This window comes from Micromonospora cabrerizensis (genome assembly GCF_022230955.1).
Classification (GTDB): Bacteria; Actinomycetota; Actinomycetes; order Mycobacteriales; family Micromonosporaceae; genus Micromonospora; species Micromonospora cabrerizensis.
In genome coordinates this window covers 13401-26677 of the sequence record NZ_JAKKFI010000065.1, presented here as the reverse complement: position 1 = coordinate 26677, position 13277 = coordinate 13401, and the positions used below count along the sequence as shown (strand labels likewise).

Annotated in this window: 10 protein-coding genes; all 10 read left to right on the top strand. The window is 69.9% G+C overall.

Features of this window, described 5'->3' with window-relative positions:
* Positions 1 to 32 precede the first annotated feature (32 nt).
* The 10 genes from nuoE to nuoN all read left to right on the top strand — a co-directional run bounded on the left by nuoE (position 33) and on the right by nuoN (position 13275).
* On the top strand, positions 33 to 1235 hold the full coding sequence (gene nuoE / locus LADH09A_RS15750; protein WP_238645929.1) for an NADH-quinone oxidoreductase subunit NuoE: 1203 nt from the start codon (positions 33 to 35) through the stop codon (positions 1233 to 1235).
* Positions 1232 to 2548 (top strand): NADH-quinone oxidoreductase subunit NuoF, encoded by a 1317-nt coding sequence (gene nuoF / locus LADH09A_RS15745; protein WP_238645928.1) that lies wholly within the window; start codon positions 1232 to 1234, stop codon positions 2546 to 2548. Before nuoE ends, nuoF begins: the two co-directional genes overlap by 4 nt.
* The gene (locus tag LADH09A_RS15740; RefSeq protein WP_238645927.1) at positions 2548 to 5055 is read left to right on the top strand and encodes an NADH-quinone oxidoreductase subunit G; all 2508 of its coding nucleotides are present in this window, start codon (positions 2548 to 2550) and stop codon (positions 5053 to 5055) included. The genes nuoF and LADH09A_RS15740 overlap by 1 nt, the downstream gene beginning before the upstream one ends.
* Entirely contained in the window at positions 5052 to 6404 is a 1353-nt protein-coding gene (gene nuoH / locus LADH09A_RS15735) for an NADH-quinone oxidoreductase subunit NuoH (RefSeq protein WP_210925167.1), read from the top strand. The genes LADH09A_RS15740 and nuoH overlap by 4 nt, the downstream gene beginning before the upstream one ends.
* A 1-nt stretch (position 6405) precedes the next feature.
* Positions 6406 to 7047, top strand: coding sequence for an NADH-quinone oxidoreductase subunit NuoI (gene nuoI / locus LADH09A_RS15730; RefSeq protein WP_238645925.1), 642 nt, complete (start codon positions 6406 to 6408; stop codon positions 7045 to 7047).
* On the top strand, positions 7044 to 7814 hold the full coding sequence (locus LADH09A_RS15725; RefSeq protein WP_238645924.1) for an NADH-quinone oxidoreductase subunit J: 771 nt from the start codon (positions 7044 to 7046) through the stop codon (positions 7812 to 7814). The genes nuoI and LADH09A_RS15725 overlap by 4 nt, the downstream gene beginning before the upstream one ends.
* On the top strand, positions 7814 to 8131 hold the full coding sequence (gene nuoK / locus LADH09A_RS15720) for an NADH-quinone oxidoreductase subunit NuoK (protein WP_203121620.1): 318 nt from the start codon (positions 7814 to 7816) through the stop codon (positions 8129 to 8131). Before LADH09A_RS15725 ends, nuoK begins: the two co-directional genes overlap by 1 nt.
* 12 nt (positions 8132 to 8143) lie before the next feature.
* Entirely contained in the window at positions 8144 to 10069 is a 1926-nt protein-coding gene (nuoL, locus tag LADH09A_RS15715; protein WP_238645923.1) for an NADH-quinone oxidoreductase subunit L, read from the top strand.
* Between the two features lie 64 nt (positions 10070 to 10133).
* A complete protein-coding gene (locus LADH09A_RS15710; protein ID WP_238645922.1) occupies positions 10134 to 11669 on the top strand; it encodes an NADH-quinone oxidoreductase subunit M in 1536 nt (511 codons plus the stop codon).
* A gap of 52 nt (positions 11670 to 11721) precedes the next feature.
* On the top strand, positions 11722 to 13275 hold the full coding sequence (nuoN, locus tag LADH09A_RS15705) for an NADH-quinone oxidoreductase subunit NuoN (protein WP_238645921.1): 1554 nt from the start codon (positions 11722 to 11724) through the stop codon (positions 13273 to 13275).
* The last annotated feature ends 2 nt before the right edge of the window (positions 13276 to 13277 follow it).

The following is a 13277-nucleotide window of genomic DNA, read 5'->3' as shown; positions in this document are numbered from 1 at the left end:
AGCCCCGCAGTCGCGAACGGAAGGCGGCTCTGATGACGACCACGACTTTCACCGACGAAACCCGGGAGCGGGCGCGCGAGATCATCGCCCGCTACCCGGCGGACCGGTCCCGCTCGGCGTTGCTGCCGCTGCTGCACCTCGTGCAGGCCGAGGAGGGGTACGTCTCCCCGGCCGGGGTCGCGTTCTGCGCCGAGGTCCTGGGGCTGAACAAGGCCCAGGTCGGCGCGGTCGCCACCTTCTACACGATGTACAAGCGCAAGCCGACCGGTGACTTCCTGGTCAGCGTCTGCACCAACACCATGTGCAACGTGCTCGGCGGCCAGGAGGTCTACGACACCCTCTCCGAGCACCTGGGCGTCGGGCACGACGAGACGACCGCCGACGGCACGATCACGCTGGAGCACGCCGAGTGCCTGGCGGCGTGTGACTACGGCCCGGTGATGACGGTCAACTACGACTTCTTCGACGGCGTGGACGCGTCCACCGCGGTCGGTGTCGTCGACGAGCTTCGGGCGGGTGGGCGGCCGATGCCGACCCGCGGTGCCCGGCTCTGCACCCTGAAGGAAATGGCGGTGCAGCTCGCCGGTTTCGCCGACGAGCGCGACGGCGCGGTCGCCGACGGTGGGCCGGGTGAGCCCACCCTGCGCGGGCTGCGGCTGGCGCAGCAGCACGGCGTCTCGGTGCCCGGCTTCGACCCGAACACCCCGATCCGCAGCAAGGCCGAGGCCGACAAGGCCGCCGCCGAGGCGAAGGCGAAGGCGGAGGCCGCCAAGCCGGCGCCCGTCGAGGCCAGCGCGGCACCGGTCAAGGGTGGCGACGGGGCGTCCGCCCCGACGGGGGCGGCCGGGGTCGCCGAGCCGGCGAAGCCGGCGCAAGCCACCGAGCCGGCGAAGCCGGCGGCTGCCAGCGGCAGCACCACGCGGGACGTCAAGGCACCGGACGACAAGTCGCCGCAGGTGCGTACCGCCGAGACCCGGCAGCCGGACGCGGGCACGGCAGTGCCGGACGCCCCGGGCACCAAGGTCCCGACGGACGGCACCGGCACCGCGCCCGCGGCTGGCGACGCACGGTCGGCCGAGGCCGCCGGCGTGGCGGCCAACGCGCCGGCCGGCGACGGCAAGCCCGCCGGCGACGAGGCCGGGGCGCAGGAGCGCAACCTCACCGAAGCGAAGGCTGGCACGGACGCCGACGGCGCCGGACCGGCGGACGCGAACGAAACGGGGGCCCAGAAGTGACCACTCCCCGCCCGGAGACCGTGGCCAAGCTGACGCCGGTGCTGACCAAGCGCTGGCTGTCGCCGGACGCCTGGCGTATCGGCACCTACGAGCAACTGGACGGCTACGCCGCACTGCGCAAGGCCCTCAAGGCCCACCCGGACGACCTGATCCAGCTGATCAAGGACTCGGGGCTGCGCGGCCGGGGTGGCGCGGGCTTCCCCACCGGCCTCAAGTGGGGCTTCATCCCACAGGGTGACGGCAAGCCGCACTACCTGGTGGTCAACGCCGACGAGGGCGAGCCGGGCACCTGCAAGGACCTGCCGCTGATGACCCACGACCCGCACGCGCTGGTCGAGGGCGTGATCATCGCGTCGTACGCGATCCGGGCCGCCCGTGCCTACATCTACATCCGGGGCGAGGCGGTGCACGCCGCGCGTCGGCTGCGCAACGCGGTCCAGGAGGCGTACGACAAGGGTTACCTCGGCCGGAACATCCTGCGCAGCGGTTACGACCTGGAGCTGGTGGTGCACTCCGGCGCCGGGGCGTACATCTGCGGCGAGGAGACGGCGCTGCTGGACTCGCTGGAGGGCTTCCGGGGTCAGCCCCGGCTGCGCCCGCCGTTCCCGGCGACCCACGGCCTGTACGCGAGCCCGACGGTGGTGAACAACGTCGGCACCATCGCCAGCGTCCCGCCGATCGTGCTCGGTGGGGCCGACTGGTGGAAGAGCATGGGCACCGAGAAGTCCTCCGGGCCGATGATCTACTCGCTGTCCGGCCGGGTCGTCAACCCGGGCCAGTACGAGTGCTCGATGGGTGTCACGCTGCGTGAGCTGCTGGAGCTGGCCGGTGGCATGCAGCCCGGGCACAACCTGCGGTTCTGGACCCCGGGCGGCTCGTCCACCCCGCTGCTCGCCGCCGAGCACCTGGACGTGCCACTGGACTTCGAGGGGGTGGCGGCGGCCGGCTCCATCCTGGGCACCACGGCCACCCAGATCTTCTCCGACCAGGACTGCCCGGTCTACGCGACGTACCGGTGGCTGGAGTTCTACCACCACGAGTCGTGCGGCAAGTGCACCCCGTGCCGCGAGGGCAACTACTGGATGGTTCGGGTCTACCGGCGGATCCTCGCCGGTCAGGGCACCCACGAAGACCTGGACACCCTGCTGGACACCTGCGACAACATCCTCGGCCGCTCGTTCTGCGGCCTGGGTGACGGCGCGACCAGCTCGGTGACCTCGTCACTGAAGTACTTCAAGCAGGACTACCTCGACTACATCGAGGGACGTACCGCGCCGAAGCTGTCGGACAAGCAGCTGGTGGGAGCCCACTAATGACCGACGTAGCAAAGCAGACCGAGACCGTCACGCTCACCATCGACGGCGTCGAGGTCACCGCCCCCAAGGGGACGTTGCTGATCCGGGTCGCCGAGCAGATGGGCACCGAGATCCCCCGGTTCTGCGACCACCCGCTGCTGGCCCCGGCCGGCGCGTGCCGGCAGTGCCTGGTCGAGGTGGAGGGCCAGCGCAAGCCGGTGGCCTCCTGCACCCAGACCGTCGCCGACGGCATGGTCGTGCGTACCCAGATCACCTCCCCGGTGGCCAAGAAGGCGCAGGAGGGGGTGATGGAGCTGCTGCTGCTCAACCACCCGCTGGACTGCCCGATGTGCGACAAGGGCGGTGAGTGCCCGCTCCAGAACCAGGCGATGTCCACCGGCCGCACCGACTCGCGCTTCCACGAGCACAAGCGGGAGTACGAGAAGCCGATGGCGATCAGCAGCCAGGTGCTGCTGGACCGCGAGCGGTGCGTGCTCTGCCAGCGGTGCACCCGGTTCTCCGAGGAGATCGCCGGCGACAAGTTCATCGACCTGATGGGCCGGTCGTCCGCCGAGGAGATCAACATCTACCGGGACGACGCGTACGGCGAAGAGGGCGACGCCGGGGACGTCCCGTTCAACTCCTACTTCTCCGGCAACACCGTGCAGATCTGCCCGGTGGGCGCGCTGACCGGTGCCCAGTACCGTTTCCGGGCCCGCCCGTTCGACCTGGTGTCCAGCCCGAGCGTCTGCGAGCACTGCTCGGCCGGCTGCGGCCAGCGCACCGACTGGCGGCGCGGCAAGGTGCTGCGCCGACTGGCCGGTGACGAGCCGCAGGTCAACGAGGAGTGGAACTGCGACAAGGGCCGGTGGGGTTTCCAGTACGCCCGGGCCGCCGACCGGTTGACCACCCCGCTGGTCCGCGACGAGCACACCGGTGAGCTGCGCGAGGCGTCCTGGAGCGAGGCGCTCACCGTCGCCGCCGAGGGCCTGCACACCGCTCGGGAGAGCGGGCAGGGCACGGCGGTGCTCACCGGCGGTCGGCTGACCGTCGAGGACGCGTACGCGTACGCGAAGTTCGCCCGGGTCGCGCTGAACACCAACGACATCGACTTCCGGGCCCGGCCGGTCTCCCGCGAGGAGGCCGACTTCCTGGCCAGCTCGGTCGCCGGGGTCACCGACGTCACCTACACCGACGTGGAGAACGCGCCGGCGGTGGTGCTGGTCGGCCTGGAGCCGGAGGAGGAGTGCCCGATCCTCTTCCTGCGGCTGCGCAAGGCGTACCTGAAGAAGACCCTGACGGTGTACGCGCTGGCGCCGTTCGCCACCCGTGGCCTGGAGAAGCTCGGTGCCAAGCTGGCCCGGGTCGTGCCGGGCGAGGAGGCCAGCGTGCTCGCCGAGCACGCCACGGTCGCCGAGGCGCTGAGCGCACCGGGCGCGATCCTGATCGTCGGCGAGCGACTGGCCTCCGTGCCGGGCGGGCTCTCCGCCGCCGCGGACGTGGCACGGCGTACCGGCGCGAAGCTGGTGTGGGTGCCGCGGCGCGCGGGTGACCGCGGCGCGGTCGACGCGGGCTGCCTGCCCAACCTGCTCCCGGGTGGACGGCTGGTCACCGAGCCGGCCGCCCGCGCCGAGCTGGGTGAGGCGTGGGACATCCCGGCCGGGGTGATCCCGAGCCAGGCCGGCCGGGACACCGACGGCATCCTCACCGCGGCGGCCAACGGGCAGCTCGGCGCGCTGGTCGTCGGCGGTGTCGACCCGGCCGACCTGGCCGACCCGCGACTGGCCGAGGCCGCTTTGGACGCGGTGCCGTTCCTGGTCAGCCTGGAGCTGCGCGCCAGCGCGGTGACCCGGCGGGCGAACGTGGTGCTGCCGGTCGCCCCGGTGGTCGAGAAGGCCGGCAGCTTCCTGGACTGGGAGGGTCGGCTGCGTCCCTTCGAGGCCGTGCTGAACACCGCCGCGATGACCGACGGCCGGGTGCTCGACGCGCTGGCCGCGCTGCTCGACGTGCGGCTCGGCACGGCGGACGTGCCGAGCGTGCGTCGCGAGCTGGGCACGCTGCCGGCGACGCGGACGTCCCGGCCGGCCGCACCGTCGGTGGCGCCGGGCCGGGTGCCGCACACGGCTGCCGGGGAGGCCGTGCTGGCCACCTGGCACCAGCTGGTGGACCTCGGCACCCTGACCGAGGGCGACGAGAACCTCGCCGGCACCGCCCGCCCGCCGGTGGTCCGGCTGGGCAAGGGCACGGCCGAGGCACTCGGTGTCGCCGACGGCGACGCGGTCACGGTCGGCACCGACCGTGGGGCACTGACCCTGCCGGCGGAGCTCACCGAGATGCCGGACGGCGTGGTCTGGTTGCCGACCAACTCACCCGGCTCGACCGTGCGACGCAGCCTCGGGGCGACGTCCGGCACGGTCGTCCGGATCTCCGTTCCCGCACCGAGCGCGGCCGTCCCGGCCGGGCGCGTGGCGGCTGACGAGACCGGTCTCCCGGGTCCGCTCCTCAACTCCGGGGGTAACCAGTGACTTCGTCAATCCTGGCCCAGGATCCGACGTTGGCCGACTTCGGCCGGGATCCGTGGTGGCTGGTTCTCGGCAAGATCGTCTTTGCGTTCGCCTTCGGTCTGCTGGCCACCCTGCTCGGTGTCTGGTTCGAGCGGCGCGTGGTCGGCTACATGCAGGTGCGGCCCGGCCCCAACCAGGTCGGCCCGTTCGGCCTGCTGCAGACCCTCGCCGACGGCCTGAAGATGGCCTTCAAGGAGGACATCCTGCCGAAGGCGGCCGACAAGGTCGTCTACTTCTTCGCCCCGACCATCTCGGTGATCTGTGCGGTCACCGCGCTGTCGGTGGTGCCCTTCGGCCCGATGGTGAGCATCTTCGGCCACCACACGCCGTTGCAGGTCACCGACGTGCCGGTGGCGGTGCTGCTGCTGCTTGCCTGCTCGTCGATGGGCGTCTACGGCATCGTGCTGGGCGGTTGGGCCTCCGGCTCGACGTACCCGCTGCTGGGTGGTCTGCGGTCCAGCGCCCAGATGATCTCCTACGAGGTCGCCATGGGCCTCAGCATCGTGGCGGTCTTCATGACCGCCGGCACGATGAGCACCAGCGGGATCGTCGCCGCTCAGGGCGACGCCACGCGGCTGACCATCTTCGGCACCGAGATCCCGGCGCCCGGCTGGTACGCGATCCTGCTGCTGCCCAGCTTCATCATCTTCTTCATCGCCACCGTGGGTGAGACCAACCGGGCGCCGTTCGACCTGCCCGAGGCCGAGTCCGAGCTGGTCGCCGGCTTCATGACGGAATACAGCTCGCTGAAGTTCGCGCTCTTCATGCTCAGCGAGTACGTCGCGATGGTGACCATGTCCGCGGTCACCACGACGCTGTTCCTGGGCGGTTGGCGGGCACCCTGGCCGATCACCATCTGGGAGGGCGCCAACTCCGGTTGGTGGCCGATGCTCTGGTTCTTCGGCAAGGTGATCGCGCTGGTCTTCGTCTTCGTCTGGCTGCGCGGCACGCTGCCCCGGCTGCGCTACGACCAGTTCATGCGCCTCGGTTGGAAGGTGCTGCTGCCGATCAACCTGGTCTGGATCCTGGTCCTGTCGGGCCTGCGCTCCATCGAGGACTGGGACACCCGCGGCAAGGTGATCGCGGTCGGCATCCCCGCCGGCCTCCTGCTGATCGCCACGCTCTTCTGGCCCAGCCGGCGGCCGCAACCGAAGCCGACGACTCAGGAACAGGTCGACAACCGGCCGTACGGGAGTTTCCCGCTGCCACCGATGGATCTTCAGGTACCACCGAGCCCGCGCATCACGCGCGTGGTCGCCGAGCGGGAGCCGGCCAACATCGTTGCCGGCTCGGACTCCAGGGAGGTGTGACGTGGGCGCGATCACCGGAACGTTCAAGGGATTCGGTGTCACCTTCTCGCACATGTTCAGGAAGGTCGTCACGACCGACTACCCGTTCAAGCCGCCGGTGTCGGCGCCGCGCTACCACGGGCGGCACATCCTCAACCGGCATCCGGACGGCCTGGAGAAGTGCATCGGCTGCGAGCTGTGCGCCTGGGCCTGCCCGGCGGACGCGATCTACGTCGAGGGTGGCGACAACACCGACGAGCAGCGCTTCTCGCCGGGTGAGCGGTACGCCAGCGTCTACCAGATCAACTACGCCCGTTGCATCTTCTGCGGGCTGTGCATCGAGGCCTGCCCGACCCGGTCGCTCACGATGAGCAACGAGTACGAGTTGGCCCGGGACAACCGGCAGGACCTGATCTTCACCAAGGAGCAGTTGCTCGCGCCGTTGCTGGAGGGCATGGAGCAGCCTCCGCACCCGATGCGGCTGGGTGACAGCGAGAAGGACTACTACGTCGGCGCGCTGGACAACCCGGGCACCTCGGCCGGTGCGGAGAAGTCGCCGATGGGTCCCGGCCGCTACCAGGTCGAGGAGCACCCCGGCGTGACGTTCCCGGGCGCCGAGCAGGCGGCCCAGCGCGTGGCGGCCGGCAAGGGAGAGGAAGCATGACCACGTCTACGGTGCTCGCCGCGGCGGGTTCGGTCTCCACCGGCGAGGCGGTCACCTTCTGGATCCTCGCCCCACTCGCGCTGTTCGGCGGGATCGGGATGGTGGCCGCGCGCAACGCCGTGCACTCGGCGCTGTGGTTGGTGCTGACCATGCTCTGCCTGGGCGTGTTCTACGTGCTCCAGGCCGGCCCGTTCATCGGCATGGTGCAGATCATCGTCTACACCGGCGCGATCATGATGCTCTTCCTCTTCGTGCTGATGCTGGTCGGTCGGGACTCGACAGACTCGCTGATCGAGACGCTGCGCGGCCAGCGGGTCGCCGCGATCGTGCTCGGCCTGGGCTTCGCCGGCCTGGTCGGCACCGGCCTGTACCAGGCACTGGACCAGACCAGCACGGTCGGCCTGGCGCAGGTCAACGCCGAGGGGAACGTGCAGGGCATCGCCCGGCTGCTGTTCACCAAGTACGTCTTCGCGTTCGAGCTGACCTCGGCGCTGCTGATCACCGCGGCGGTCGGTGCCATGGTGCTGGCCCACGTCGAGCGGCGTAAGCAGGACAAGGTCGACCAGGTGTCGACGATGAAGGCACGCTTCGCCCCGGGCAACTACCCCGGCCCGAAGCCGGGCCCCGGCGTCTTCGCGACCTCCTCCTCGGTGGCCACCCCGGCCCGGCTGCCCGACGGCCGCCTGACCGACCGCAGCACCCCGGCGATCCTTCCGCAGCGCGAGCTGACCGCCGAGGAGACCTCGCTCAAGGGGACGGACAAGTAATGGAAACGTTCTTCTCGGTCGAGCCGACCTACTACCTCGTCCTCGCCGCGGTGCTGTTCACCATCGGCGCCGCCGGGGTGCTGGTCCGGCGCAACGCGATCGTGCTGTTCATGTGCGTGGAGCTGATGCTCAACGCCGCCAACCTGACGCTGGTCACCTTCAGCCGGATCAACGGTGACCTCAACGGCCAGATCATGGCGTTCTTCGTGATGGTGGTGGCGGCGGCCGAGGTCGTGGTCGGGCTCGCGATCATCATGTCCATCTTCCGGACGCGACGCTCGGCGAGTGTCGACGACGCCAACCTGCTCAAGTACTAGAGGGGTCCACCGGTGGAAGAGACTGTGGAATACGCCCAGGCCACGGGGCTGCTCGGGGGCGTCTGGCTGCTGGTGGCGATCCCGCTGCTCAGCGCGGCCATCCTGCTGCTGCTCGGCCGGCGGGCCGACCGCTGGGGGCACTGGCTGGGTGTCGCCGCCATCGGCGCCGCCTTCGTGCTCGGCCTGTCCTTCTTCTTCCAGCTGCGTGGCCTGGAGAACAAGTCGGTCGAGCTGAGCCTCTGGGACTTCATCGCGGTCGGTGACCTGCGCGTCGACTTCGGCCTGCTGTTCGACCCGCTGGCTGCGGTCTTCGTGCTGCTGATCACCGGGGTGGGCTTCCTGATCCACCTCTACGCGGTCGAGTACATGGCGCACGACGCGGGCCGTCGCCGGTTCTTCGCGTACTTCAACCTGTTCGTCGCGGCGATGCTGCTGCTGGTGCTCGGCAACAACTACGTGATGCTCTACTTCGGCTGGGAGGGCGTCGGTCTGGCGTCGTACCTGCTGATCTCCTTCTGGACCGACCGGCCGAGCGCGGCCACCGCCGGCAAGAAGGCGTTCCTGATGAACCGGGTCGGCGACGCCGGCCTGGCCATCGGCATCTTCATCATGTTCGCCACCCTGGGCACCACCCAGTACGACGAGGTCTTCAACGGCGTCGGCGCGCTGACCGGCACCACCGTGCTGGTCCTCGGCCTGTTGCTGCTGCTCGGTGCGGCCGGCAAGTCCGGTCAGTTCCCCCTTCAGGCGTGGTTGCCGGACGCGATGGAGGGCCCGACCCCGGTGTCGGCGCTCATCCACGCGGCCACCATGGTCACCGCGGGCGTCTACCTGATCGCCAGGTCCAACCCGATCTTCTCCGCCAACTCGACGCTCCAGCTCGTGGTGGTCAGCGTCGGCGCGCTCACGCTGCTGATCGGCTGCATCATCGGCGCGGCCAAGGACGACATCAAGCGGGTGCTCGCCTGGTCGACGGTGAGCCAGATCGGCTACATGTTCCTCGGCGTCGGCCTGGGCGGTGGCGCGTACGCGCTGGCCATCGTGCACCTGCTGGCGCACGGCTTCTTCAAGGCCAACATGTTCCTGGGTGCCGGCTCGGTCATGCACGGCATGAAGGACCAGGTCGACATCCGCCGCTTCGGTGGCCTCTCGAAGCACATGAAGATCACCTGGCTGACCTTCATGATGGGCTGGCTGGCCATCATCGGCATGTTCCCGTTCTCCGGCTTCTTCTCCAAGGAGCCGATCATCGTGGCCGCCTTCGAGCGGGAGGACTGGACCGCCTGGCTCTTCGGCGGTGCGGCGCTGCTCGGTGCCGGGCTGACCGCGTTCTACATGACGCGACTGTTCGTGCTCACCTTCCACGGGCCGCAGCGGTGGACCGAGGACATCGAGCACCCGCACGAGTCGCCGAAGCTGATGACCATCCCGCTGATCCTGCTGGCGGTCGGCTCGGTCGGTGCCGGCTTCCTGCTCTCCACGTCCGTTCCGGACTGGCTGACGGCAACCGCCGGCCTGGGCGGCGAGCACGGGGAGCACGAGGCGGTTCTCTCGCACGCCGTGATCACCGTCCTGTCGCTGCTGGTCACCGTGCTCGGTGCCGGGCTCGCCTGGTTCCTGTTCCGGGCCGGCACGGCCACCGCGCCGCAGCCGGCCGGGGTGCTGGTCACCGCCGCCCGGCGCAACCTCTACACCGACGCGGTCAACGAGGCGGTCTTCGAGAAGCCGGGCATCTTCCTCACCCGGGCGCTGGTGTACCTCGACAACCGGGGCATCGACGGGCTGGTCAACGGGCTTGCCGCCGCGGTCGGCGGTGGCTCGGGTCGGCTCCGGCGGATGCAGACCGGCTTCGTCCGCTCGTACGCCACCTCGATCCTGGCCGGTGCGCTGCTGGTGATGGTGGCGTTCCTGGCCGTGCAGGCCGGGTGGTTGGCGTGATCGACCTGTTCCCGGCCGCCCCCGCCGGCGGACCACGCAGTGACGACGGAGGTAAGGCCGCATAATGTCCAACTTCCCGTTCCTCTCGGTGCTCACCGTGGCGCCGCTGGTGGGCGCCCTGGTGGTGGCCTTCCTGCCGCGCCACCGGCCGGAGCTGGCCAAGCAGGTGGCATTCGCCTGGTCGCTGCTCGTGCTGGTGCTCTCGGTGGTGATGTGGGTCAGCTTCAAGGCCGACGGTCAGCGGTTCCAGTTCCGCGAGTCGTACTCGTGGATCCCGAACTGGGGCATCAGCTTCACCTTCGCCGCCGACGGCATCGCGCTGGTGATGCTGATGCTGATCGCGGTGCTGGTGCCGTTGGTGATCCTGGCGTCCTGGCATGACGCGGAGTCGTCGAAGCGCTCGGTGCCGGTCTACTTCGCGCTGCTGCTGGTCCTCGAGTGCACGATGATCGGCGTCTTCGCAGCCGCCGACGTCTTCCTGTTCTACGTGTTCTTCGAGGTCATGCTCGTCCCGATGTACTTCCTGATCGGCAGCTACGGCGGCCACCAGCGGCAGTACGCGGCGGTGAAGTTCTTCCTCTACTCGCTCGTCGGCGGTCTGTTCATGCTGGCCGCGGTGATCGGCCTGTGGGTGGTGGGTGGCAAGACCCTCGACTGGCAGACGCTGTCCCAGGTCGACATCAGCACCGGCACCGAGCGATGGCTGTTCCTCGGCTTCTTCATCGCGTTCGCCATCAAGGCACCGTTCTTCCCGTTCCACACCTGGTTGCCCGACGCCGGTGGAGCGGCCCCGGCGGGCGCGGCGGCCCTGCTGGTCGGTGTGCTGGACAAGGTCGGCACGTTCGGCATCCTGCGGTACTGCCTGCCGTTGTTCCCCGAGGCGTCGAAGTGGTTCGCGCCGTGGGCGCTGGCGCTGGGCGTGATCGGCATCGTCTACGCCGCGCTGCTGGCGGTCGGTCAGAACGACCTCAAGCGACTGGTGTCGTACACCTCGATCGCGCACTTCGGCTTCATCGGGGTGGGCATCTTCGCCTTCACCACCCAGGCAGGCACCGGCGCGGTGCTCTACATGCTCAACCACGGGTTGGCCACCGGCCTGCTCTTCCTGGTGGTCGGCATGCTGATCAGCCGACGTGGCTCGGCGTTGATCAGCGACTTCGGTGGGGCCGGCAAGCTGGTCCCGGTGCTCGCCGGGGTGCTCTTCTTCGCCGGTCTCGCCTCGCTGGCACTGCCCGGTACGGCGCCGTTCATCTCCGAGTTCCTGGTGCTGATCGGCACCTTCACGGTGAACAAGCCGGTCGCGATCATCGCCACGCTCGGCATCATCCTGGCCGCCGCGTACGTGCTGTGGATGGTGCAGCGCACCACCCAGGGCACGCTCAACCCGGCGCTCACCGAGGTCGACGGCATGCGCCGGGACCTCAACCTGCGCGAGAAGGTCGTGGTCGCCCCACTGATCGCGCTGATCGTGCTGCTCGGCTTCTTCCCCAAGCCGGTCACTGACGTGATCAACCCGGCCGTCCAGGCGACGATGGACGACATCGGCAGAACCGACCCGGCGCCGTCCGTGGGCGGCACCGTCCAGGAGGCAGGCCGGTGAGCGCGAGGAGTGAGCTTGCGAGCCCCGCAGTCGCGAACGAAAGGTCAGCACTGTGACCGAGCTGAAACTGCCGTCGATCGACTACGCGGCGCTCTCCCCGATCCTGATCATGCTGGGCACCGCGTTGCTCGGTGTGCTCGTCGAGGCCCTCGTGCCCCGGCGCTGGCGGCACGTGGTGCAGCTGACGCTGGCTCTGCTGGCGGTTCTCGCGGCCCTGACCATGGTGGTCCTCAACTCCGACGAGCGGATCATCACCGCCGGCCAGGCGCTCGCGATCGACGGGCCGACGCTGTTCCTCCAGGGCGCGATCCTGGTGCTGGCCGCGATGGCGCTGCTGCTGATCGGTGACCGCTCGGTCGAGCGCGGCGGGGCGTTCGTCGCCCAGGCCGCGGTGACCGCCGAGTCGGCCGACGACCGGCGGCAGGCCGAGGGGCGCAACGGCCTCACCGAGGTCTACCCGCTCACCACGTTTGCGATCGGCGGCATGCTGATCTTCGTGGCGGCGAACGACCTGCTGACCATGTTCATCGCGCTGGAGGTCTTCTCCCTGCCGCTCTACCTGCTCTGCGCGCTGGCCCGTCGCCGGCGTCTGCTGAGCCAGGAGGCGGCGATGAAGTACTTCCTGCTCGGCGCGTACGCCTCCGCGTTCTTCCTGTTCGGCGTGGCCCTGATCTACGGCTTCACCGCCGGTATGCCGGGCCGGCCGGCCGGCGTCGACTTCGCCACCATCCACGCGGCGGTGAGCGAGTCCCCGGCCAGCCAGGTGCTGCTCTTCGCCGGCATGGCGCTGCTCGCGATCGGGCTGCTCTTCAAGGCCGCGGCGGCACCGTTCCACGTCTGGACCCCGGACGTCTACCAGGGCGCGCCGACCCCGGTCACCGGCTTCATGGCCGCCTGCACCAAGGTCGCCGCGTTCGGCGCCCTGCTGCGCGTCTTCCACGTCGCGTTCACCGACGCCAACTGGGACTTCACCCCGGTCCTCGGCGCGGTGGCGGTGCTGACCATGCTGATCGGCGCGGTGCTCGCGGTCACCCAGACCGACATCAAGCGGCTGCTCGCGTACTCCTCGATCGCCAACGCCGGCTACCTGCTGGTCGGTGTGCTGGCACCGAGCCGCGACGGCCTCGCCGGCACGATGTTCTACCTGGTCGCGTACGGCTTCTCGGTGCTGGCCGCGTTCGCGGTGGTGACCCTGGTGCGGGACGCCGACGGGGAGGCCACCCACCTGTCCCGCTGGGCCGGGTTGGGTCGTCGGTCGCCGTTCTTCGCCGCGCTGTTCACCTTCATCCTGCTGGCCTTCGCCGGTATTCCGCTCACCAGCGGCTTCATGAGCAAGTTCGCGGTCTTCGGGCCGGCGCTGGAGAATGGTCAGACCTGGCTGGTGATCGCCGGCGTGCTGACCAGCATGGTGCTGGCGTTCCCGTACCTGCGGGTCGTGGTGATGATGTGGCTGTCCGAGCCGGGCGAGTCCACCCCGACCGTCACGGTGCCCGGCGGGCTCACCTCCGCCGCGCTGATGATCGGTGTGCTGGCCACTCTGGTGCTGGGCATCGCCCCGGCGCCGCTGCTCGATCTGGCCACCGGAGCTGCCGAATTCGTGCGATGACG

Coding starts and splice junctions, on each gene's coding strand:
- LADH09A_RS15740 (WP_238645927.1), top strand. CDS start 2,548: ATGACCGACGTAGCAAAGCAGACCGAGACCGTCACGCTCACCATCGAC.
- nuoE (WP_238645929.1), top strand. CDS start 33: ATGACGACCACGACTTTCACCGACGAAACCCGGGAGCGGGCGCGCGAG.
- nuoK (WP_203121620.1), top strand. CDS start 7,814: ATGGAAACGTTCTTCTCGGTCGAGCCGACCTACTACCTCGTCCTCGCC.
- LADH09A_RS15710 (WP_238645922.1), top strand. CDS start 10,134: ATGTCCAACTTCCCGTTCCTCTCGGTGCTCACCGTGGCGCCGCTGGTG.
- LADH09A_RS15725 (WP_238645924.1), top strand. CDS start 7,044: ATGACCACGTCTACGGTGCTCGCCGCGGCGGGTTCGGTCTCCACCGGC.